At 54.1% G+C, this 22,358-nt stretch carries 19 protein-coding genes; 9 read left to right on the forward strand and 10 right to left on the reverse strand.

What is annotated here, in order from left to right:
• Positions 1–76 precede the first annotated feature (76 nt).
• From GRI39_RS03390 to GRI39_RS03415, 6 genes are all read left to right on the forward strand, one after another.
• Positions 77–325 (forward strand): exodeoxyribonuclease VII small subunit, encoded by a 249-nt coding sequence (locus GRI39_RS03390; RefSeq protein WP_160738252.1) that lies wholly within the window; start codon positions 77–79, stop codon positions 323–325.
• 4 nt (positions 326–329) lie between these two features.
• Positions 330–1,235, forward strand: coding sequence for a polyprenyl synthetase family protein (locus GRI39_RS03395; RefSeq protein ID WP_160738606.1), 906 nt, complete (start codon positions 330–332; stop codon positions 1,233–1,235).
• Complete coding sequence (gene coaD / locus GRI39_RS03400) at positions 1,232–1,747, forward strand: pantetheine-phosphate adenylyltransferase (protein WP_160738253.1); 516 nt, start codon at positions 1,232–1,234, stop codon at positions 1,745–1,747. Before GRI39_RS03395 ends, coaD begins: the two co-directional genes overlap by 4 nt.
• 78 nt (positions 1,748–1,825) lie before the next feature.
• The gene (locus GRI39_RS03405; protein ID WP_160738254.1) at positions 1,826–2,503 is read left to right on the forward strand and encodes a peptidylprolyl isomerase; all 678 of its coding nucleotides are present in this window, start codon (positions 1,826–1,828) and stop codon (positions 2,501–2,503) included.
• Positions 2,504–2,540: 37 nt separating this feature from the next.
• Positions 2,541–3,569 carry a tRNA preQ1(34) S-adenosylmethionine ribosyltransferase-isomerase QueA gene (queA, locus tag GRI39_RS03410; RefSeq protein WP_160738255.1) on the forward strand — a complete coding sequence of 343 codons (1,029 nt, stop codon included), beginning with the start codon at positions 2,541–2,543 and terminating at the stop codon, positions 3,567–3,569.
• Between the two features lie 109 nt (positions 3,570–3,678).
• Positions 3,679–6,462, forward strand: a complete 2,784-nt coding sequence (locus GRI39_RS03415) for a bifunctional diguanylate cyclase/phosphodiesterase (RefSeq protein WP_160738256.1) — start codon at positions 3,679–3,681, stop codon at positions 6,460–6,462.
• Between the two features lie 4 nt (positions 6,463–6,466).
• Here the strand turns inward: GRI39_RS03415 and GRI39_RS03420 are convergent, their stop codons facing one another.
• Entirely contained in the window at positions 6,467–7,231 is a 765-nt protein-coding gene (locus GRI39_RS03420; protein WP_160738257.1) for a TSUP family transporter, read from the reverse strand.
• Between the two features lie 54 nt (positions 7,232–7,285).
• Here GRI39_RS03420 and tgt point away from each other — a divergent pair, with 54 nt between their 5' ends.
• Positions 7,286–8,410, forward strand: a complete 1,125-nt coding sequence (tgt, locus tag GRI39_RS03425; RefSeq protein ID WP_211371413.1) for a tRNA guanosine(34) transglycosylase Tgt — start codon at positions 7,286–7,288, stop codon at positions 8,408–8,410.
• A 347-nt stretch (positions 8,411–8,757) separates the two neighbouring features.
• On the opposite strand, the gene rpsD is transcribed toward tgt, so the two are convergent.
• From rpsD to GRI39_RS03470, 9 genes are all read right to left on the reverse strand, one after another.
• Complete coding sequence (gene rpsD / locus GRI39_RS03430) at positions 8,758–9,372, reverse strand: 30S ribosomal protein S4 (protein ID WP_160738258.1); 615 nt, start codon at positions 9,370–9,372, stop codon at positions 8,758–8,760.
• A 201-nt stretch (positions 9,373–9,573) separates the two neighbouring features.
• A complete protein-coding gene (locus GRI39_RS03435) occupies positions 9,574–10,302 on the reverse strand; it encodes an RNA methyltransferase (protein WP_160738259.1) in 729 nt (242 codons plus the stop codon).
• Positions 10,295–10,756 (reverse strand): transcriptional regulator NrdR, encoded by a 462-nt coding sequence (gene nrdR / locus GRI39_RS03440; protein ID WP_160738260.1) that lies wholly within the window; start codon positions 10,754–10,756, stop codon positions 10,295–10,297. The genes GRI39_RS03435 and nrdR overlap by 8 nt, the downstream gene beginning before the upstream one ends.
• Positions 10,757–10,759: 3 nt before the next feature.
• A complete protein-coding gene (gene glyA / locus GRI39_RS03445) occupies positions 10,760–12,097 on the reverse strand; it encodes a serine hydroxymethyltransferase (protein WP_160738261.1) in 1,338 nt (445 codons plus the stop codon).
• On the reverse strand, positions 12,097–12,543 hold the full coding sequence (gene rpiB, locus GRI39_RS03450; protein ID WP_160738262.1) for a ribose 5-phosphate isomerase B: 447 nt from the start codon (positions 12,541–12,543) through the stop codon (positions 12,097–12,099). Before rpiB ends, glyA begins: the two co-directional genes overlap by 1 nt.
• A 176-nt stretch (positions 12,544–12,719) precedes the next feature.
• A complete protein-coding gene (locus GRI39_RS03455; RefSeq protein ID WP_160738263.1) occupies positions 12,720–13,271 on the reverse strand; it encodes a DUF2059 domain-containing protein in 552 nt (183 codons plus the stop codon).
• An 11-nt stretch (positions 13,272–13,282) separates the two neighbouring features.
• A complete protein-coding gene (gene rpoD / locus GRI39_RS03460; RefSeq protein ID WP_160738264.1) occupies positions 13,283–15,295 on the reverse strand; it encodes an RNA polymerase sigma factor RpoD in 2,013 nt (670 codons plus the stop codon).
• A 10-nt stretch (positions 15,296–15,305) separates the two neighbouring features.
• Entirely contained in the window at positions 15,306–17,216 is a 1,911-nt protein-coding gene (gene dnaG, locus GRI39_RS03465; RefSeq protein ID WP_160738265.1) for a DNA primase, read from the reverse strand.
• Between the two features lie 11 nt (positions 17,217–17,227).
• Entirely contained in the window at positions 17,228–17,680 is a 453-nt protein-coding gene (locus GRI39_RS03470) for a GatB/YqeY domain-containing protein (protein WP_160738266.1), read from the reverse strand.
• Positions 17,681–17,841: 161 nt separating this feature from the next.
• Between GRI39_RS03470 and carA the strand changes: the two genes are divergently transcribed.
• Together carA and carB are read left to right on the forward strand one after the other, a co-directional pair.
• Positions 17,842–19,005 (forward strand): glutamine-hydrolyzing carbamoyl-phosphate synthase small subunit, encoded by a 1,164-nt coding sequence (gene carA / locus GRI39_RS03475; protein ID WP_160738267.1) that lies wholly within the window; start codon positions 17,842–17,844, stop codon positions 19,003–19,005.
• On the forward strand, positions 19,005–22,328 hold the full coding sequence (gene carB / locus GRI39_RS03480) for a carbamoyl-phosphate synthase large subunit (protein ID WP_160738268.1): 3,324 nt from the start codon (positions 19,005–19,007) through the stop codon (positions 22,326–22,328). The genes carA and carB overlap by 1 nt, the downstream gene beginning before the upstream one ends.
• The last annotated feature ends 30 nt before the right edge of the window (positions 22,329–22,358 follow it).

A 22,358-nucleotide genomic window follows, 5' to 3' on the forward strand; every position in this document is an offset into this window, starting at 1 on the left:
CAGCGACTGTGAATGGAATGGAAATCGCATCAGCCTATGCTTGACCGGCGCGGTTTGCGCGGCCAATGCTTGAAATATGGAGCAAACGGCCCCCGATATTTCGCAATTGAGTTTTGAAGACGCCTTGCGCGCACTGGAAGACGTCGTTCGGCGTCTGGAAGGTGGCGAAGTGCCGCTCGACGAATCAATCGATCTTTATGAACGCGGTGAAAAACTGCGCAAACATTGTCAGGCGCGGCTCGATGCTGCGCAGGCAAGGATTGAGAAGATCGTCGCCGGGCCAGATGGCAAGCCTTCGGGCACAGCCCCTTTTGACGGCGGTTAAAGCGATGGGATTGGCGTTGGCAGACGATTTACTCGCGCAAGGTTTACAGAGCGTCCAGCGCGAAGTGGACGATGCTTTCGATTCTCTCCTTCCTGTCCCAGATGACAGCCGCAGCACTCTGGTGGAAGCCATGCGCTATGCCGCGATCGGCGGTGGCAAGCGTGTACGGCCCTTGCTGCTGACAGCGGTGGCTGCAATGCACGGTGTATCACGCGAAGCCGCTATTCGCGCAGCCTGTGCAGTTGAAGCGATCCATGTCTATTCACTGATTCATGATGATCTGCCGTGTATGGACGATGATGATCTGCGCCATGGCAAACCGACTGTTCACAAGGTTTTCGACGAAGCAACGGCGGTTCTGGCTGGGGATTCGCTTCACGCTTTAGCGTTCGATATTCTTGCGGACCCTGAAACCAGTACGGACCCATTTGTTCGTGCTGAGCTGGTCCATAAGCTCGCAATTGCCAGCGGTCATAATGGCATGGCGGGCGGGCAGATGATGGATATTGCAGCGGAGAATGAAGAGTTCGACCTGCACACCGTCACAAAGCTTCAGCAACTTAAGACCGGCGCGCTACTTGGTGCTGCAGTGGAATTGGGCGCGGTGCTAGGCCGTGTTCCTGCAGAAGGCCGTTTGGCTTTGCGCAATTATGCGCGTGACATTGGTCTTGCGTTCCAGATTGCAGATGATCTTCTCGATCATGACGGTGACGAGGAAAAAGCCGGCAAGGCGCTGCGCAAAGATGCTGAGCAAGGTAAGCAGACATTCTTGTCACTGCTTGGGCCGAAGCGCGCCCGTGAACAGGCACAAGCGCTTGTCGATCAGGCGATTGGCCATCTTAGTTCTTATGGTGAGGAAGCCGATCTTTTGCGCGCCGTTGCCCGATTCGTTGTGGAGCGAGATCGGTGAACAATCCGCGCATCGGTATCTATCCGGGCACCTTTGATCCGATTACATTGGGCCATGCTGATATTATTCGGCGAGGGGCCAAGCTGGTGGACCAATTGATTATCGGCGTCACCACCAACCCTTCCAAGAACCCGATGTTTTCTCCGGAAGAACGGATTGAAATGGTGAAGGGCGAAGTCGCTCGCCTTGGCATCGACAATGTCGAGGTGAAGGGTTTCAATGCTCTGCTGATGAAATTTGCCGAGCATGAAAATGCTGCCGTGATCATCCGCGGCCTGCGGGCTGTGGCCGATTTCGAATATGAATACCAGATGGCGGGCATGAACCAGCAATTGAACGCTGGGATTGAAACCGTCTTTTTAATGGCTGATGTTAGCTTGCAGCCTATTGCCTCCAAATTGGTGAAAGAAATTGCACTTTTTGGAGGTGAAATTTCCCGTTTTGTCAGCCCTGCCATTCAACAGCTCGTTGTCGCTCGGGTGGAAGAGCGGGGCGCACTTGGGGATTATTGAGCAAAGACGTTCATTGAACCGTCAGCGACGCCTCGCTACAGGCTGCAATCAGAATAGTTCAAGGATAATGATCGCATCATGTTGAAACGTCTGCTGACAGCTTTTCTTGCTGTGCTGATGAGCCTCGTGCCTGCATTCGCGATGGCGCAGGATTCCGACACACCTCCGGAAAAGCCCAAAATGCGTGTTGCGGTCGATTTTGATTTGACCAAAGACCGGGACAATATTCTCTTTCTTGATCTTTCTACCGGCAAGCGCGTTGCCATTCGGCTGATGCCAGATTGGGCGCCTAATCACGTTGCACGGATCAAGGAACTGACGCGCGCTGGCTTTTATAATGGTGTAATCTTTCACCGCGTGATTGATGGCTTTATGGCGCAGACGGGTGACCCCACAGGCACTGGGCAGGGGGGCTCTGACCTTCCGGATCTCAAGGCTGAGTTCAACCCGATGCCGCATGTGCGTGGTACTGTCTCAATGGCGCGCGCTTCTTCGGAAGACAGTGCAAACAGCCAGTTCTTCATTGTATTTTACCCGCGCTTTGCACTGGACCGTCGCTATACTAATTTTGGCCGCGTGATTTCCGGTATGGATGCTGTGGACGAAATTCAGCGTGGCGAGCCGCCGGCGCACCCGACAAAGATTCTTCAGGCGTCGATCGCATCGGATAACAAGCCGCAGGTGTTTCCTGATGCGTCCAATAGCAAGGACAGCAATATCACTGCCGATATGCTGAACAATTCGGACAGCCAATAGGCTTCCAAACGAGATCAAACAGGACTAGGCGCTCCCGATGCGTGTAGACTTGTTTGATTTCGACCTTCCTGCAGAAAATATCGCTTTGCGGCCTGCGCGGCCACGCGATTCTGCTCGTTTGCTTCATGTCGATGGAAGCAAGCCGTTTGGTCATCGTCATGTTAGAGATTTGCCGCAGCTTCTGCGGGCGGGCGACGTGCTGGTTTTCAACGATACGCGTGTTATTCCAGCGCAGCTTGATGGTATGCGGGGAGAAGCGCGGATCGGCGCGACATTGCATAAGCGCATTGACCTGCGGCGTTGGCAGGCCTTTGTCAAAAACGCCAAACGGCTGCGGCCGGGCGATGTGATCCAGTTTGGTGCGAACTTTACCGCGATTGCGGAAGAACGCCATGACAATGGTAGCTGGACACTCTTCTTTGAAGGAGATGAACCGGTTGAAGTGCTGCTGGAGCGGGCAGGGCGGATGCCATTGCCCCCCTATATCGCTGGCAAGCGCGCAACTGATGAAGCCGATAAGCACGACTATCAGACTATTTTCGCTCAGGAAGATGGCGCAGTTGCAGCACCAACCGCAGCCCTTCATTTTACGCCTGAATTGCTCGACGCGCTTGATGCAGCCGGTGTGTCCCGTGAAACGCTGACCCTTCATGTTGGCGCAGGCACATTTCTGCCAATGAAAGTGGACGATACCACTGACCACACCATGCATGCAGAATGGGGCCAGATTGACGAAGATACGGCGGTACGTCTCAATGCGGTCAGGCAAAATGGTGGACGATTGATTGCCGTTGGTACCACGGTCCTGCGTCTTCTCGAAAGTGCGGTGGATGAAAATGGCATCATCCAGCCTTTCGCTGGTGATACCTCGATCTTCATTACACCGGGTTACACATTCCGCGCGATTGACGGTTTGATGACCAATTTCCACCTTCCACGTTCAACACTTTTCATGTTGGTCAGTGCGTTGATGGGGCTGGAGAAAATGCAGTCGGTTTATTCCGAAGCTATTGCGAATAAGTATCGCTTTTATAGCTATGGAGATTCTTCTCTTTTATTGCCGTGATGTTCCAAAATGGCAGCATAAGTCACTGTTAAAAAAGCGGTGCTAAGAAAAATACTTTGTTTACCAAACTTCGGTTAAGCTTGCTGAGGTTCGCAAACAGAGAAAATTCATGTCCCAGTTTTTAGAGCATAGCCATGATATACGGCTAGTCGCCTTCGCTGTGTTTATTGGTGTTGTTACCGGTTGTGGCACAACACTGATGTTGCGGTTCCTGTCAGGTGAAGGAAAAGCGCGGCGTAAGAACCGTTTGGTCATCTGCGCTATGCTCACCGGGTTCGGTATTTGGGCAACCCATTTCATAGCAATGCTAGGCTATGACCCGAGCGAAGCCACAAGCTACGCTCTCGTTCCGACTATTGCATCGCTTCTGCTGGTTCAGTGCGCCATCTGGACTGCATTCAAAGTAGTGTTTGATGCCACAAAGCGGTTCTGGCGTTATATTGGGGGGGCAGTAGCAGGAGTCGGTATCGCAGTTCTGCATTATGTGGGCATGTATGGCGCGAGCTATTTCCATGCCGCTGCATTTAACCCAGCACTCGTTGCTCTGTCAGTCAGTATGGGGGTTATTCTCTCTGCCTTCGCGATCCCGATGATGGCGACGAAGAAACTGGGTTTACGCTCCGTGGTGGGAGGCGTGAGCTTCATTATAGCAGTTCTGGTTGTTCATTTTGTTGGCATGGCGGCCATGAGCGTGAACCATGCTGAGATCGTACCTGTAACAGGGTTTGTCATCAGCAGTACGGAATTGGCTGGTATTGTAGGTGTGCTTGCTCTCATCGTGCTCTGCGCGGCCATTGTTGCCACCTTCATTGAACTTCAAAGCGAAATCCGCGCCTCGCGTGAGCGGAGCGAATTTGGCTTTTTGATCCAGAGCTTGCGGGATTCTGCCATTTATCTTCTGGATACTAAGGGCAATATCCTCACGTGGAATGAAGGTGCGAGCCGCCTTAAAGGGTTTAGTGCAAGTGAAGCGATAGGCTTGCATTTTTCGGCTTTTTTCTCGGAAGAAGACAGGAAGCGGCAGTGGCCACAGATCGCTTTGGATCGTGCAGTGAAAGAGGGCGCATTTCGGGCCGAAAGCAAGCGATATCGCAAGGATGGTAGCTGGTTTTGGGCAGATGTGAGCGTTGAGCCGGTTTACGATGTGAACGGCACTCTGAAAGGCTTTGCTAAAGTCACCCGGGATGTGACGCAGCGCAAAGCATTTGAAGGTCAGGTTTCAGTATTATCAGCCAATCTCGACGCGGCGCTTGAAAATATGCGGCAGGGGCTTTGTCTCTTCGACGCAAAGGGAAAGCTCGTTCTGAGTAACCGCAGGACTGCGGATATTTTGGACCTGGATGTCTCAGATCTGGTGCCAGGCTTGTCATTTCTCGAACTTTTAGACCTCGTCGTCGCTGGGTACACTGAGGAGGAAGGCCGCCACCGGAGAGCCAGAGCCTTGGAAGCACATGACCGTTTCATGGCGACGCAGGAGGGTGGTTCCTACACGGTAGAGCGAAAAGGTGGCTCGGTACTTGCCGTTTCTGAACGTCCACGGATTGACGGCGGTTGGGTAAGCACTTTTGAGGATATCAGTGAGAGCCGCCGTTCAGCGAAGCGAATACGGCATTTGGCTAACCATGATCCGCTGACTGGCCTGCCAAACCGGATCTATTTCCGGCAATTGCTCGATCAGAATGTCGAAGATATCCAAGCGCGTGGCGGCAAGGTTGCCTTGGCGATGATCGACTTGAACCGTTTCAAAGATGTGAATGACAAATATGGCCACGCGATCGGGGATGATCTGCTGCAAGTGGTTGCCCAGCGTCTCACAGGGGCAATGGGTGAAGATGCAGTTGCCACACGTCTGGGCGGCGATGAATTTGCTGTTTTTCAAAGAGTGTCCAGCCAGCAGGACGTGGATGTCTTTGCTGAAACGCTCGAAACTGCGTTGCTGAATATTGCTGTGCCCGATTATGTTGCCACATTTGTTTCAGGCTGTGTTGGCATTGCGACATTCCCCAAGGACGCGGAAAATGTCGAAAACTTGATGTCCAATGCCGACATCGCCCTTCAGCGTGCGAAGAGCAAACCGGCAAAACATTGCTGCCAGTACGAGCCTGATATGGATGAGGGGGTGCGCAAGAGTCGCGGCCTTCAGGCGGATATTCTGGAAGCTGTGAAAGAGGAACAGTTCCAGCTTGTCTACCAGGTGCAATGTGCTGTGGCAGATGGAAAGCCTGTAGGTTATGAAGCGCTGCTACGCTGGATGCACCCCGTTCACGGCCTTGTAACGCCGGATCGCTTTATCGATGCGGCAGAACAAAACGGCCTGATTATTCCACTGGGCGAGTGGGTCATGCGCCGTGCATGTAAAGATGCTGCAAGCTGGCCAAAACCTTATAAAGTCGCAGTAAATATCTCACCCGTCCAACTGGTGCAGATGGATTTGCCGAAGATCATTACGGAAGCTCTGCTGGAAGCAGGCTTGCCGGCATCGCGTCTTGAGATTGAAATTACAGAGACGGCTATCATCAGTGACAAGATGCGTGCGCTGACCAACCTGCGTCGGATCAAGTCCCTTGGTGTTTCTGTTTCAATGGATGATTTTGGCACCGGCTATTCGTCGCTAGATACTCTCAATTCATTCGAATTCGACAAGATTAAGATCGACCGTTCGTTCCTGATGGATTCTGCCACCAATCCTAATTCGCAGGTTATTATCCGTGCAGTAGTTGCTCTGGGCCAGAGCCTTGGATTGCCGGTTCTGGCCGAAGGTGTGGAAACTGAAGAGCAGTTACAACTGTTGCGTTCGATGAATTGTGATGAAGCACAAGGATATTATTTCGGTAAGCCGGGACCGTATCTGGTTGACGATGGCGGGGACAACGCTTTGGAATTCGTGTCCTGATCAATTACCCACCGCCCGAAAAGTAATCCCATAAAAGCTTGGCTGTAAGAGCAAGGCTGATGGTTATGAGGGCCGGGCGGATAAGTCGTGACCCAAAACGCATGGCAGTGTGCGAACCGATGAAATTGCCTGTCGCCGCTGCCAGGCCCATGCACAGGCCAAGTGCCCAAAAGGTCTTACCTGACAGGCCCCAGATAATCACTGTGGCGACGTTGCTGGTGAAGTTCAGAAGCTTGGACAGCGCTGTGGCGTGGGTCAGACCAAGGCCGCGAAGCCCGACAGCGCTTGCGATGAAAAATGAACCAGCGCCGGGGCCGAAAAATCCGTCATAAAAAGCAACTGCCCCTGCTGGTGCTGCGTAGGTTTTGGCGGACAAGCGGGGTTTGCCGTGATTATCATCCATACGCGGGGATAGGATGACATAGGCTGCAACGCCCACCAGCAGTAGCGGAATGATGAGCTTCAAAATGTCCGTATTGATCTGGCTGACGACCAGAACACCGGCAGAGGCACATATGAATACAGTACCAACCGCAGGAAGGTAGGTCCGCCAATCGACCATTCCTGCTTTGAGGAAAGTCCGGCAGGCCATGCCGGTGCCAAACATAGATTGCAGCTTATTGGTTGCCAGAGCATTTTGGGGAGGAATTCCGGCGGCCAGAAGCGTTGGCATCATGATCAACCCGCCGCCGCCGGCCACCGCATCAACAAAGCCCGTCACGACTGCAAGGCAGGTTAATGCGATAAAAAGCCAGGGTTCAATATCCATGGGTTATTTCCTCCGATTGCGCAATGGAACGGATCGGCCTATGCGCCCGGCCTGATGACACGCTTTTCTTTTGCCATTCACGCGCGTTCGGGCAAGGCCCGGACTGGTACAATTTCCATGAAACGTGGAGAAATTCGTACGCCAGCCTTCATGCCGGTAGGTACGGCTGCCACGGTCAAGGCTATGAAGCCTGAGAGTGTCCGGGCAACCGGTGCGGATATTATCCTTGGCAACACCTATCATTTGATGCTTCGACCCGGAGCAGAGCGGGTTGCACGGCTCGGCGGATTGCATAAATTCATGAATTGGGATCGTCCAATTCTGACCGATAGCGGTGGCTATCAGGTGATGAGCCTTTCCGATTTGCGCAAACTGACTGAAAAGGGTGTTGAGTTCCGCAGCCATCTTGATGGTTCGAAACATATGCTGACGCCGGAACGGTCGATGGAAATTCAGCGTCTGTTGGGTTCCGACATTGTGATGGCATTCGATGAATGCCCGCGTGCCGACCAACCGCGCGATGTGATTGCATCATCGATGGAAATGTCGATGCGCTGGGCCAAGCGTAGCCGTGATGCCTTTAACTCTGGCGAAGAACACGCCGCACAAGCTGCGCTGTTTGGCATTCAGCAAGGCGCATTGGATGAAGAATTGCGCAAACGCAGCGCTGATGCGCTCGCTGACATCGGTTTTGATGGCTATGCCATTGGCGGTCTGGCTGTGGGTGAAGGTCAGGAAGCGATGTTCGCAACACTGGATTTTGCACCCGGCCAGCTTCCTGATGACCGTCCCCGGTATTTGATGGGGGTCGGCAAGCCCGATGATCTTGTTGGAGCAGTAGAGCGCGGCGTGGACATGTTTGATTGCGTGCTGCCAAGTCGGTCAGGTCGCAATGGGCAGGCCTTCACATGGAATGGCCCGCTAAACCTGCGCAATGCAAAATTTGCTGAGGATACTGATCCGCTCGATGAACGCTGCACATGTCCGACTTGCAAGTCATACAGTCGTGCCTACTTGCATCATCTGGTCAAAGCTGGCGAAATTCTTGGTGCCATGTTGATGACAGAGCATAATATCAGCTTTTACCAGCAGTTGATGCAAGCGATGCGTGATGCCATTGCAGCGCAGAATTTCGACGCTTTCGCGAGAGAATTCCGCCAAACCTACCTCAAATTGTGACGCCAGAAACCGCTGTCAGGCAGCCCTTTCTATAAGGGACTGCGTGTCAGCTAAAGTTTCCAGTCTCGTCTCAGCATAGGCCACGAAGCGCCCCGTAAGCGGATCAAGAAATCCCGCGCCAATCGTGCTGGCGAAATGCTGTGCAAGCCGTAGATCTGGGTACCATTTGCCAACACGGTGAGGGGTTACAAAACGAAACTTTGTCATAGCTTAGGAGGAATTCGCCAAGCCCTTCTGCGTTCCTGATTATGCGATTAATCGAGTCGAAAACTATGTCAGCTTCGGGCCAGGCAACAAAAAAGGGCGGCCTTTGAGGGCCGCCCTTTTGTTTACCTTGGAAGAACCTATTAGCGCGAATAGAATTCGACGACCAGGTTGGGTTCCATCGTTACCGGATAAGGCACTTCGTCAAGCGTCGGTACGCGGGTCAGTGTGACCTTGTCGGTGCCGTCGGGAGCGACGTAGTCAGGAATTTCACGTTCTGGCAGGCTCTGCGCTTCGATAACCAGAGCCATTTCCTTGGCCTTGTCACCCAGGCTAATAATGTCGCCAACCTTGCAACGACGCGAAGCAACGTTGCACTTCACACCGTTTACGCGAATGTGGCCGTGGCTCACGATCTGACGTGCCGAGAAGATGGTCGGTGCGAACTTGGCGCGATAGACAATCATGTCCAGACGCTGTTCAAGCAGGCCGATCAGGTTCTGGCTGGTATCGCCCTTCATCTTGGCGGCTTCGCCATAGGTGCGGCGGAACTGCTTTTCCGTTACATCGCCATAATAGCCCTTCAGCTTCTGCTTCGCACGCAGCTGAAGACCATAATCGCTCATCTTGCCTTTACGGCGCTGACCATGCTGGCCGGGGCCATAGGAACGACGGTTGATCGGGCTATTTGGGCGACCCCAAATGTTTTCGCCCATACGACGGTCAAGTTTATACTTAGCGCTTTTACGCTTCGACATAAGTCATCTCCAATTTGCTATCACCACCCCATTGGCAGTGCTTCAACCCGGTATCGCACCAGCAAACCTTGCGTCTGCTGCGGCCGCCGCTTCACCGGGGTACGGGGCCAATCGGACGTTTGATCATGCCGTTAGAGCGTGAGAAACGTCCAAGTGAAGGCGCGCGGTTAGCAGGTTTTCCGCGCAGGTCAAGTTTTTGAGCTATTCTTTTGGCTGGGAGCCACGATTGCGTGACAGAGTTGTCAATACGCCGCGTAAGGTCCGCACTTCAAAATGATTCCAGCCCGGCTTGGTCAGGATACCGCGCAAATTACGTGTGGTGGCGTCCCGGCGACCTTCGGGTAAAAAGTAACCCTTGGGTTCGAGCAAGGTTTCAAAGTGATTGACCAGTCCCTCCAGCTCATCTTGTGGAGCAGGGGGGAGGGTATCTTCCTGCGTCGGCTGCACGAGATGCTGATGCTTGGACCATTCATAGGCGCACAGGATCACCGCTTGGGCAAGGTTGAGAGAAGAAAATTCTGGATTGATCGGTACGGTCAGGATCTTGCGGGCCAGTGCAACGTCGTCCGTTTCCAACCCAGAACGTTCCGGTCCGAACAGGATGGCGCTGCCGCCTTCCTGGGCCATGATTTCCCGCGATGCTTCTTCAGGCGTGACGACAGGTTTGGTGACGCCACGCTTTCTGACCGTTGTGGCATAGACATGCGCGCAATCAGCTACCGCTTCGGCAACCGTCTCATAGACTTGAGCTTTGGCTAGAACCTCATCAGCTCCAGCCGCTGCCGGGCCAGCAGAAGGGTTTGGCCAGCCATCGCGTGGGGACACAAGGCGCATCTCGGACAGGCCAAAATTGAGCATCGCCCGTGCAGCCTTGCCGATGTTCTCACCCAATTGCGGGCGTACGAGAACGAAAACCGGCTTTTTAATCATGTGCTGCGTCTCGCACGGTGCTGGCGAATTCTTCGAAATCGCGCGCTTCGCTGAAATCGCGATAGACACTGGCGAAACGGATATAGGCCACACTGTCGAGCTGGCGCAGGCCTTCCATCACCATTTCGCCGACTTTGCCTGACGGGATTTCGCTTTCCCCAAGGGTTTCGATCTGGCGTTGAATACCGGAAATAAGCTGGTCGAGCCGTTCCTGACCAATCCCGCGCTTGCGGCAGGCGAGGGAAACAGATTGTTCGATCTTCGCCCGGTTGAAGATTTCCCGCTTTCCATCATTCTTCACCACGGTCACTTCGCGCAATTGCACGCGTTCGAATGTGGTAAAGCGAGCGCCGCAGCCGGAACATTGCCGGCGGCGACGGATCGCGGAATTATCTTCTGTCGGGCGCGAATCTTTTACCTGACTGTCATCATGCGCGCAGAATGGGCACCGCATAGATTAACGGCCCGGATAAACCGGAAAGGCTTCGCACAATTCGCCAACGCGGCGACGGACGCTTTCTTCAACCTGCGCATCACCTTCATCACCATTGCGAGCAAGACCATCAACTACTTCGGCGATGAGCTGGCCAACGATGCGGAATTCTTCCACACCAAAACCACGCGTGGTCGCCGCCGGCGTCCCAAGACGAATCCCAGAGGTCAATGTTGGTGGCAAGAGGTCAAACGGCACAGAGTTCTTGTTGCAAGTGAGGTAAGCCCGGTCGAGGCCGTGCTCTGCCGCTTTCCCGTTCACGCCGCGCGATGACAGATCTGCCAGCATCAAATGGTTATCAGTTCCGCCGGAAACGACACCGACACCATGGTCCTGAAGGCTGGCAGCCAATGCCTTGGCGTTTTCAGCTACGCTCTTGGCATATATCTGGAAATCTGGACGCAGAGCTTCGCCAAAAGCGATCGCCTTTGCCGCGATAACATGCATCAGTGGGCCACCCTGAAGGCCGGGGAACACCGCAGTGTTGAACTTCTTGGCGAGCTTGGGGTCATTGGTGAGAATGACGCCTGAACGCGGACCGCGCAGGCTCTTATGCGTAGTGGTGGTTGCAACATGCGCATGGGGGAAGGGGGAGGGGTGCTGACCACCTGCCACCAGACCTGCGAAATGCGACATATCGACCAACAGATAGGCGCCAACTTCATCAGCGATTTCACGGAATTTCTTGAAATCCCACAGGCGCGGATAGGCGGTGGCACCGGCGATGATGACCTTGGGCTTGTGCTCTTTTGCCAAACGCTCAACCTGTTCCATGTCGAGCAGTTGATCGTCCTTACGCACACCATAACTGATGGCGTTGAACCATTTGCCCGACATATTGACAGGGGAGCCGTGTGTGAGATGGCCACCAGCGGCCAGATCAAGGCCCAGAAACGTGTCGCCCGGACGCATCAGCGCGAAGAACACAGCCTGGTTCATCTGGCTGCCCGAATTGGGCTGCACATTGGCAAATTCGCAGCCAAACAATTGCTTAGCGCGCTCAATTGCCAATGTTTCGACCACGTCAGCAAATTCGCAGCCGCCGTAATAGCGCTTGCCGGGATAGCCTTCTGCATATTTGTTGGCGAAAACCGACCCTGTGGCTTCCAGCACGGCTTTGCTGACGATATTTTCGCTGGCGATCAATTCGATGCGGTTGCGCTGGCGAGCGAGTTCATTGCTGATCGCTTCAGCAATTTCCGGATCAGCCTGCGCGACATCGTCGTTCCAGAACCGGGTCAGGTCAGGGCCGCTATTCGGTGTGGAGGCGAAAGTGTTATCCTGTGCGGTGATCGTGCTCATTATCCGGCATCCTGAGGAAATTGAGAAAGCTTTTCGACACGCGGGCCATGTCGTCCGCCTGCGAATTCGGTGGTAAGAAAGGCGGTGACGCAAGCCTTGGCCATATCGATACCGGTCAACCTTGCGCCCATAGCGATCGCGTTGGCATTGTTGTGTTCGCGGCATAGGGCGGCCGACAGCGGTTCAGACACCAAGGCGCAGCGAAGGGCTGGATTGCGATTGACTGCAATCGAAATGCCGATACCTGAGCCGCAAAGGGCAATGCCACGTTCTGCGACACCTTCGGCGATCACTTCGGCCAGCTTGTAACCATAGTCAGGATAGTCGACCCGGTCTGCTGTTTCAGGCCCTAAATCAGCCACTTCATGGCCTTCGGACATAAGCCATTCGGCCAATTCGGTTTTGAGATCAAAAGCGGCGTGGTCAGAAGCGATTGCAATGCGCATAATGATATGACGTCTCGATTACGAGTGTGGATTGAGGTTCCCATAGAACCTCAATAGCCCACTGGCCACCCAAAAGGGCGGATATTTCACAAGGCGATGTCAATGCCTTACTCGTTGGTGAAGCGATTGATTAAACGCTCAACCGCAAGCACTTAAAATGCCTGCAGTCGATCCAATTACATCGAGTCCATAACCGTTTGCATGAAAATACCCTGCCACTTTTTGCTGCTTTGCATGATATCATACATGTACGGCGCTGTCGCAGCCTTGAATTGCGGGCTGTTCACCAAAGTGGTGTTTCGGGTGAAGAAGGCCTGACCGCTATCAGTTGAAACGAAAGCAAGGATATCTCGCAGCTCCTTATCGTTGAACTCTGCCGCATAGGCCTGAGCCCAACCTTCCATTAACTCAGGAATATGGCTGGCAATGATGCCTTTCATTTCCTCAATCATTTTACCTTGCTGCACTTCCAGCTTTGCCTGCAATTCCGGATTGTCGGCAAATGTATCGTCATTCATCGCTTCTTGAAGCTGAGCAACCATAGCATCGACAGAAGTGGAGAATATCTCCAGACGTTGGTCCTCAGGGAAGCCGCGAGACACGATCTCTCTGGCCAGTTTGAGCGACTGGCTGGATGGTGCTTCAACGGTTGGTTCAACAGCCTGGGCTGAGGTGGGAAAAGAAATGGCTGTGGCGGCAAGCGCCACAGTCAGAAAAATCTTGCTCATCAAAGCGTCTCTTACTGATCGAGGAAGGAGCGCATCTTGCGGCTCCGGCTCGGGTGCTTGAGCTTGCGCAACGCCTTGGCTTCGATCTGACGAATACGTTCACGCGTCACCGAGAATTGCTGGCCGACTTCTTCCAGCGTGTGATCAGTGTTCATGCCGATGCCGAAGCGCATACGCAGCACGCGTTCTTCACGCGGAGTAAGGCTGGCCAGAACCCGGGTGACTGTTTCCTTAAGGTTGGCCTGAATAGCCGCATCCACAGGAATGATCGCGTTCTTATCTTCGATGAAGTCACCGAGGTGGCTGTCTTCTTCATCGCCGATTGGCGTTTCGAGAGAGATCGGCTCCTTGGCGATCTTCATCACCTTGCGCACTTTTTCAAGCGGCATGGACAGGCGCTCAGCCATTTCTTCCGGCGTCGGTTCACGGCCCTGTTCGTGGAGGAACTGACGGCTCGTGCGGACCAGCTTGTTGATCGTTTCGATCATGTGGACCGGAATACGGATCGTGCGCGCCTGATCCGCGATAGAGCGGGTAATAGCCTGCCTGATCCACCAGGTTGCATAGGTGCTGAATTTGTAACCGCGGCGATATTCAAACTTATCGACTGCTTTCATTAGTCCGATATTACCTTCCTGAATGAGATCCAGGAATTGCAGACCGCGGTTGGTGTATTTCTTGGCAATGGAGATCACGAGACGAAGGTTGGCTTCCACCATTTCCTTCTTCGCAATGCGCGCTTCACGTTCCGCTTTTTGCACCGTATTCACAATGCGACGGAATTCTTCGAGGCTCATGCCGGTCTGGCTGGCAATGTCCGAAATTTCGAGGCGAATACGTTCAACCGCATCACCTTCATTGGTAGCAAAAGCAGCCCACTTCTTGTCCTTCTTGGCAACACTGGGCAGCCAGGCATCGTCCAGCTCATTTCCAATGTAGGATTTGAGGAAGTCGGTGCGCTTGACCTTGTGGCGTTCCGCAAGGCGCAACATCTGGCCGCCAAGAGCCGTCAGCCGGCGATTAAAGGCGTAAAGATTGTCGACCAGATATTCGATCTTGGTCGCATGGAACTGCATGCTTTCAACTTCTGCCGTAAGCTGCTCGCTCAATTCTTCATATTTGCGTTCTTTAGCTTTGGGGAATTCTTCCCCGCGAGCATGAACGTCAACCCGTTCGGACTGAAGCTTTTCGAACATTTTGAACAGTTCGGTGATGCGGGCAAAACGTTCCAGCGCTTCTGGCTTGAGGGCTGCCTCCATCTGAGCGAGGGAAAGGGTGTTATCCTCTTCCTCCTCGTCATCACGGCGGCGGCTGCCTTCTTCGCCATCTTCCTCTTCGGAATCGCTATCCGAATCGTCATCTTCCTTGAATGATGGGCCAGCGGTTTCTTCGCTGATTTCGCCATCATCATCGTCAGCATCTTCCGCCATCTTGTCAGCCGGCGGCTCTTTGGAAAGCATCGCATCAAGATCGAGGATCTCGCGCAATTGCATTTCTTCATTATTGAGTGCCTCGGACCATGTGATGATGGCATGGAAGGTGATCGGGCTTTGGCAGAGCCCCATAATCATCGTGTCGCGGCCAGCTTCGATGCGCTTGGCGATAGCGATTTCGCCCTCGCGGCTGAGCAATTCTACCGCACCCATTTCCCGCAAATACATGCGGACAGGGTCATCTGTGCGATCTGTCGAAGCCTTCTTCGGCTTTTCAGCAACGTTCTGCTGCGGGCCAGCGTCTGCGCTGTCTTCTTCTCCATCCGAAGATCCAGAGTCATCTACCCCGGATTCTTCTTCCTGAGCATCTTCGTCATTTTCGACGATATTGACGCCCATTTCAGAGATGGCAGACATCACGTCTTCAATCTGCTCGGAGGACATCTGGTCCTGCGGCAGGGCTTCATTCAGCTCATCATAAGTGATGTAGCCCCGGCGCTTTGCCTTGGCGATCAACTTCTTGATGGATGCTTCATTGAGATCAATCAGCGGAGCATCTTCATTTTGCTTTGTTTTGGCTTCAGACGCCATAAGTCTCGCTTCAGTCCATTCTGTGTTCGCCAGAGGCTTCCGAAGAAGCGCTCTGCGTTGATTCTGTCGGTGCCGGAGCGGCAGCACGTTTTCTAGCCATGTGCCCGAGTCGCGACTCGATTTCCAGTTTTCGTTTCCTGAGCCTTTGTTGTTCAGCCCAGGACCCTTCCGGATCGCTGTCAAAACGAGCGGTAGCTCTTGCAATAGCTGAATCCAGAGCCGGTCTTTCGACCAGCAAGGAAACAGCTTCGGCCAAATCGTCACGCACAGTCAGCGGATCGGAACCTTCCATCAGGAAGGAGAAGCGGGTTTTATCCGGCGGCGCAGCGACAGTCTTACCCAATGATATGGTATCAGGGCCTTGCTCTTCAAGTATTTCCGACAATTCGAAGAGATGATCGATCGATTTTGCCAGCGCGGGCTCCGCTGAAGCTAGTCGCGAGAGGGCTTCGGCGTGGCGTATGATCTCTTGCGGATGGCGTGTCAGGCCACTGAAAACCGCTTTGGTCAGATCGTCGCGAGCACCACCTTCGATGGCCCGCTTTAACCGCGTGGCATTTTCAGGTGAAAGCTCAGGGATTCGTTCTTTTCCCCAGGGTTGACGGCCATTTAAACGGGATTTCTGAGGTGGCCTCGAATTGTTGAACGCGCGTTTGGGAAAGGCAAAAGCGGAATATAAATCCATCAATTCGCGGCGATAGAGTGAACGTATATCGGGATGCTGGATCGTTTCGATATGTTCCATCAGCCGCGCTTTCAGGCCCGCTTTATCTTCTGGAGAATTAAGCGGGGAAGCTTCTTTTTCATGAAGCCAGAGCGCTTCGAGCAGGCTTTGCGGATTGGCCAGCAGAGATTCCATTGCTGCACGGCCATCGCGTTTGAGCAAATCATCCGGGTCCATCCCCGCTGGCATCCGCAAAATGGCAAAGGAATGGCCAGGCTTGAGCAGAGGAAGTGCCCGCGTAACAGCGCGAAAAGCTGCCCGCTGGCCAGCCGCGTCACCGTCAAAGCACAGGATCGGGCGATCCACTACGCGCCACAATAATTCAATCTGTCGTTCGGTCAGCGCAGTGCCCATCGGCGCGACAGCTTCTTCGATTCCATGAGCTGCAAGCGCAATCACATCCATATAGCCTTCCACCACCAGCATCCGGCCAGATTGGCGGGCAGGCGGGGCAGCACGATGGAGGTTGTAGAGTGTCCGGCCTTTGTCGAACAAAGGTGTATCCGGTGAATTCAGATATTTAGGGGCATCTTTTCGTGTAGAATCGAGTAAGCGTCCACCAAAAGCAATAATCTTGCCGCGCGTATCCTGAATGGGGAGCATCAGCCTTTCGCGGAACCGGTCATAAGGATCGCGGCCCTCCACAGCGATTCGCAAGCCACTTTCAATCAGCATCGACTCTTCGAATTTCTCGAGGGCTGATTTCAGCGCTGTCCGGCCGGGAGGGGCGTAGCCGAACCCAAACCGCTCCGCTGTATGCGGATCGAAGCCACGAGTGGCCAGATAGTCGCGCGCCGCTTTGCCTTCCGGGGCGAATAGATTGCGGCGGAACCATTCCTGTGCGGCCTGCATCACATCATGCAGGCTTGAGCGTTGTTCAGCACGTTCAGCGGCGCGTGGATCGGCGCGGGGGACTTCCATTCCTGCTTCTTCGGCCAGCTCCTTCACCGCATCGATGAAGGAGAGGCCGCGCTGATCGGTCATCCAGCGAATCACATCGCCATGTGCACCGCAGCCAAAGCAGTGATAAAAGGCTTTTTCGTCATTGACGGTAAAGCTGGGCGAATTTTCATTGTGAAAAGGGCAGCACGCTTTCCATTCCCGGCCCGCTCTTTGCAGCTTGGTGGTTCGCTGGATCACGCTCGAAAGCGTGATCCGCGCGCGAAGTTCATCAAGCCATTGAGGAGAAAGAGCCATCGTGGTCTAGCTCAGGAAAGTGCGGCTTTGACCATGGCACTGGCCTTGCTCATGTCCAGTGTCGCACCGTGGCGAGTTTTGAGTTCTGCCATGAGTTTGCCCATATCTTTCAAGCCTTCGGCACCGGTATCGGCCTTGGCTTGTTCAATTGCAGCCTTGGTTTCGGTTTCATCCATCTGCTGTGGCAAAAATTCTTCGATGACTATCAATTCGCTTTTTTCCTGATCCGCCAGTTCCTGACGGCCGCCGTCTTCATACATGGTGATCGATTCACGGCGTTGCTTGGCCATTTTCTGCAAAACGTCGATAATGAGGTCATCATCGGGCACTTCCTTGCCCGAAGTGCGCATTTCGATGTCGCGATCTTTCACTTTGGCGAGAATAAGGCGAACGGCATGCAAACGCTCCTTCTCTCCGGCCTTCATCGCTGCAATCTGGGCTTTCTTGAGGGTTTCGCGCAGCATCTGTCGTGTCTTTCCTGTGGATGAATTGGTCAAATTAAGTGCAATTCGGGCCTCTTAACCGATCCTTCTGTCGAGTGACAGCTTGACGAGCGGGCAGGGCAGGTTTAGCCGCCGCTTCTTAGCACACATCGCGATAACTTTATTTAAGAACGGAGCGCCCCATGGCCGACCCCGCATCTTCACACGCGCCACCCAAGGGTGCGAGTGGAGTCCTAGTCCTTGCAGATGGCACGGTAGTCTGGGGCCGGGGCTTTGGCTCTATCGGTCACGCGGTTGGAGAAGTTTGCTTCAACACCGCCATGACCGGTTATCAGGAAGTGATGACAGATCCGTCTTACGCGGCGCAGATTGTCACCTTCACCTTCCCGCATATTGGCAATGTCGGCGCTAATGACGAGGATATCGAATCCAACGTTGAAGGCGCGGTTGGTTGCATTGTGCGGGAAGATGTTACGCTCCAATCCAACTTCCGCTCTCAGGTCGAATTTGATGAATGGATGAAGCGGCAGGGCAAGATCGGCCTTTCCGGCGTCGACACCCGCGCGCTCACTCGCCGCATTCGTGAAAATGGCGCGCCCAATGCGGTGATCGCTCATGCTCCGGATGGCAAATTCGACATTCCTGCACTCATCAAGCAGGCGCAGGAGTGGCCGGGCCTTGAAGGCATGGATCTCGCGCAGACGATTACGCGGCATGAAAATCAGAAATGGGACGGTGGCGCCTGGAAACTCGGTGCGGGCTACGCCAAGGCTGAAGGTGATAGCCGCCCACATGTTGTGGCTATCGACTATGGCGCGAAAGACAATATCTTCCGCAATCTGGTCACCGCCGGCGCACGTGTAACAGTTGTTCCGGCTGAGACCAGCCTCGACGATATTCTCGACCTCAAGCCGGATGGCGTGTTCCTCTCCAACGGCCCTGGCGATCCGGCTGCAACCGGCGCTTATGCTGTGCCAATTATCAAGGCATTGCTGGAACAGGATATGCCGATTTTCGGGATCTGCCTCGGCCACCAGATGCTCGCCATTGCGGCAGGTGCCAGCACCACCAAGATGCATCAGGGGCACCGCGGCGCAAACCACCCGGTGAAGCGCCATGAAGATGGTCTTGTGGAAATCACCAGCATGAACCACGGTTTCGCGGTCGATGGCACGACGCTTCCCGAGAATGTCGAGGAAACACATGTTTCCCTGTTTGACGGCTCCAATTGCGGGATTGCGATCAAGGGCAAGAAGGCATTCGGCGTGCAATATCACCCCGAAGCCTCGCCGGGACCGCAGGACAGCTTCTATTTGTTTGAAAAGTTTGTGGGATCGCTCGTCTAATGCCCAAACGTACTGACATCTCCTCGATCCTCGTTATTGGCGCTGGTCCGATCATTATCGGGCAGGCTTGCGAGTTTGACTATTCCGGCACACAGGCGATCAAGGCGCTGAAGGAAGAGGGTTACCGGGTCATTCTGGTGAACTCCAACCCCGCCACGATCATGACCGATCCGGATATGGCCGATGCGACTTATGTTGAGCCGATCACACCGGATATCGTCGCCAAAATCATCGCCAAGGAACGGCCCGATGCGCTGCTTCCGACCATGGGCGGACAGACCGCGCTGAATTGCGCGCTGGCACTGTATAATGACGGCACGCTCGACAAATATAATGTCACCATGATTGGCGCGAATGCCGATGCGATCGACAAGGCTGAAAACCGCCATCGTTTCCGTGAAGCGATGGATTCCATCGGCCTTGAAAGCGCGCGCTCGGGTACTGCGCATACGCTGGATGAAGCGCTGGCAGTGCTGGAACGCACCGGCCTTCCGTCGATCATTCGCCCTAGCTTCACGCTGGGCGGCACCGGTGGCGGTATCGCCTATAACAAGGCGGAGTTCGAACGGATCGTGCGTGATGGGCTTGATGCCTCTCCCACGACTGAAGTTCTGATCGAGGAATCGCTCCTCGGTTGGAAGGAATTCGAGATGGAAGTCGTTCGCGATAAGAACGACAATTGCATCATCATCTGCGCGATTGAAAATGTCGATCCGATGGGTGTGCATACCGGCGATTCCATCACCGTCGCACCGGCCCTCACGCTGACCGACAAGGAATACCAGATCATGCGTTCGGCGAGTATCGCCGTCCTCAGGGAAATCGGTGTAGAAACAGGCGGTTCGAACGTACAGTTCGCAGTGAATCCAGCAGATGGCCGCCTGATCGTCATCGAAATGAACCCGCGTGTTTCGCGCTCTTCCGCACTGGCTTCCAAGGCTACCGGCTTCCCCATCGCTCGCGTTGCTGCGAAGCTGGCGGTTGGTTATACGCTGGATGAAATCACCAACGAAATCACCGGTGCAACGCCTGCAAGTTTTGAACCGACAATCGACTATGTCGTCACGAAAATTCCACGCTTTGCCTTTGAGAAATTCAAGGGTGCGAAAGTGGAATTGTCCACTGCGATGAAGTCGGTCGGTGAAGTCATGGCGATTGGCCGTAATTTCAAGGAAAGTATGCAGAAAGCCCTTCGCGGGCTGGAAACGGACCTTGATGGCTTCAATCGTGTGGTTGAGCTGGAAGGTGCAGAGCGTGATGTTATCCGGGCTCAACTCGCTTTAAGGCGACCAGACCGGATATTGAAGATCGCTCAAGCCTTCCGCGAAGGCTTTACCATGGAAGAGATTCACGAGATCACTTTCTATGATCCATGGTTCCTGCGTCATATTGAAGAAATCATTCGTGAAGAGCAGGTGATTTCCAAAAATGGTCTGCCTAATGATGCGCAAGCGCTTCGCCGTTTGAAAGCCATGGGCTTTTCCGACAAGCGCTTGGCCACTCTGGCTGTGCGGTCTGTTGGTGTTGCTGGCGGCCTGGCAGAAACGCAGGCTAAGAGCTCTGGTCTGTTGCATGACACGCTGCGCGCCATGGCTGGCGCTACCAGCGAAGATGAAGTGCGCAAATTGCGTCACAAGCTAGGCGTATTTCCCGTGTTCAAACGGATTGATAGCTGCGCTGCCGAATTCGACGCCATTACGCCCTACATGTATTCCACCTATGAAGCGCCAAGCTTTGGTGAGCCTGAGAATGAGGCTTTCCCGACTAACCGTAAGAAGGTGGTTATTCTCGGGGGCGGTCCAAATCGGATCGGGCAGGGTATCGAATTCGATTATTGCTGCTGCCATGCGTGTTTCGCCCTGCAGGATGCAGGGTTTGAAACCATCATGATCAATTGCAACCCGGAAACAGTTTCCACCGATTATGATACCTCGGACAGGCTTTATTTTGAACCGTTGACTGCTGAAGATGTGCTGGAAATCCTGCGCGTTGAACAGTCCAACGGCGAACTTCTGGGCGTGATCGTGCAATTCGGCGGGCAGACTCCTCTGAAACTGGCGGGCGCTCTGGAAAAGGCGGGCATCCCCATCCTCGGCACTTCGCCCGATGCGATTGACCTTGCTGAAGATCGTGAACGCTTCGCCCAACTGGTCAATAAGCTGAACCTCAAGCAGCCTGAAAATGGCATTGCGCGCAGCCGCGATGAAGCCATCGCGGTTGCTAATCGCATCGGTTATCCAGTGCTCTTGCGCCCAAGCTATGTGCTGGGTGGCCGGGCGATGGAAATCGTTGATAGCGAAGCGCAACTCGATAATTATATTGCCACCGCAGTGAAAGTCTCTGGCGACAGCCCGGTTCTGATCGACCAATATCTGCGCGATGCGATTGAATGCGATGTTGATGCTCTGTGCGATGGGCAGGATGTCGTCGTGGCAGGGGTTATGCAGCATATTGAAGAGGCCGGGGTTCACTCAGGCGATAGTGCTTGCACCATTCCTCCTTACAGTCTGCCTGATGATATTATCGCAGAAATGAAGCGTCAGGCGCATTTGCTGGCAAAGGGGCTGGGCGTGCGTGGACTGATGAATGTCCAGTTTGCAGTAAAAGAAGGCGAGGTTTACCTCATTGAAGTCAATCCGCGTGCAAGCCGGACTGTGCCTTTCGTGGCCAAGGCGACTGGCGACCCAATCGCGAAATATGCTTCGCTCGTGATGGCAGGCCAGATGTTGGCTGACCTGCCATCTATCACGCAAGATATGGACTATATGGCGGTGAAGGAAGCTGTCTTCCCGTTCAGCCGCTTCCCCGGTGCTGACCCTGTCCTGTCACCAGAAATGCGCTCTACCGGTGAAGTGATGGGGATCGATAGCGATTTCACCAGAGCTTTTGCCAAATCGCAGATTGGTGCAGGCATGATGCTTCCGGAAAGCGGAACGGTTTTCGTTTCGGTAAAGGATAGCGACAAGCCGCAAGTGCTCGAAGCGGTGAAGCTGTTGGTTGCCAAAGGCTTCTCCATCATCGCCACTGAAGGCACGCAGAAATATCTCGCGGATGCCGGAATTGCGGTAGAGCGGGTCAACAAGGTGGCTGAAGGCCGTCCGCATATTGTTGACCGGATCAGCGATGGTGAAATCGCGATGATCTTCAATACGACGGAAGGCTGGCAGAGCCTTAAAGACAGTCAGTCCATCCGAGCTTCGGCTTTGGAAAAGAAGGTCGCGTCTTACACGACAGCCGCTTCATCACTCGCCGCAGCGCAAGCAATTGACGAAGTTAAGGCGGGTGAGCTTGAAGTAAGGTCCCTGCAAGACTATTATAGCTGAAACACAGGCGTCGCCTGGCATAGTCGTCCC

This window comes from Altericroceibacterium indicum (genome assembly GCF_009828105.1).
In the GTDB taxonomy this organism is placed as follows: Bacteria; Pseudomonadota; Alphaproteobacteria; order Sphingomonadales; family Sphingomonadaceae; genus Altericroceibacterium; species Altericroceibacterium indicum.

Coding starts and splice junctions, on each gene's coding strand:
- GRI39_RS03390 (WP_160738252.1), top strand. CDS start 77: ATGGAGCAAACGGCCCCCGATATTTCGCAATTGAGTTTTGAAGACGCC.
- GRI39_RS03395 (WP_160738606.1), top strand. CDS start 330: ATGGGATTGGCGTTGGCAGACGATTTACTCGCGCAAGGTTTACAGAGC.
- GRI39_RS03405 (WP_160738254.1), top strand. CDS start 1,826: ATGTTGAAACGTCTGCTGACAGCTTTTCTTGCTGTGCTGATGAGCCTC.
- queA (WP_160738255.1), top strand. CDS start 2,541: ATGCGTGTAGACTTGTTTGATTTCGACCTTCCTGCAGAAAATATCGCT.
- GRI39_RS03415 (WP_160738256.1), top strand. CDS start 3,679: ATGTCCCAGTTTTTAGAGCATAGCCATGATATACGGCTAGTCGCCTTC.
- GRI39_RS03420 (WP_160738257.1), bottom strand. CDS start 7,231: ATGGATATTGAACCCTGGCTTTTTATCGCATTAACCTGCCTTGCAGTC.
- tgt (WP_211371413.1), top strand. CDS start 7,286: ATGACACGCTTTTCTTTTGCCATTCACGCGCGTTCGGGCAAGGCCCGG.
- rpsD (WP_160738258.1), bottom strand. CDS start 9,372: ATGTCGAAGCGTAAAAGCGCTAAGTATAAACTTGACCGTCGTATGGGC.
- GRI39_RS03435 (WP_160738259.1), bottom strand. CDS start 10,302: ATGATTAAAAAGCCGGTTTTCGTTCTCGTACGCCCGCAATTGGGTGAG.
- nrdR (WP_160738260.1), bottom strand. CDS start 10,756: ATGCGGTGCCCATTCTGCGCGCATGATGACAGTCAGGTAAAAGATTCG.
- glyA (WP_160738261.1), bottom strand. CDS start 12,097: ATGAGCACGATCACCGCACAGGATAACACTTTCGCCTCCACACCGAAT.
- rpiB (WP_160738262.1), bottom strand. CDS start 12,543: ATGCGCATTGCAATCGCTTCTGACCACGCCGCTTTTGATCTCAAAACC.
- GRI39_RS03455 (WP_160738263.1), bottom strand. CDS start 13,271: ATGAGCAAGATTTTTCTGACTGTGGCGCTTGCCGCCACAGCCATTTCT.
- rpoD (WP_160738264.1), bottom strand. CDS start 15,295: ATGGCGTCTGAAGCCAAAACAAAGCAAAATGAAGATGCTCCGCTGATT.
- dnaG (WP_160738265.1), bottom strand. CDS start 17,216: ATGGCTCTTTCTCCTCAATGGCTTGATGAACTTCGCGCGCGGATCACG.
- GRI39_RS03470 (WP_160738266.1), bottom strand. CDS start 17,680: ATGCTGCGCGAAACCCTCAAGAAAGCCCAGATTGCAGCGATGAAGGCC.
- carA (WP_160738267.1), top strand. CDS start 17,842: ATGGCCGACCCCGCATCTTCACACGCGCCACCCAAGGGTGCGAGTGGA.
- carB (WP_160738268.1), top strand. CDS start 19,005: ATGCCCAAACGTACTGACATCTCCTCGATCCTCGTTATTGGCGCTGGT.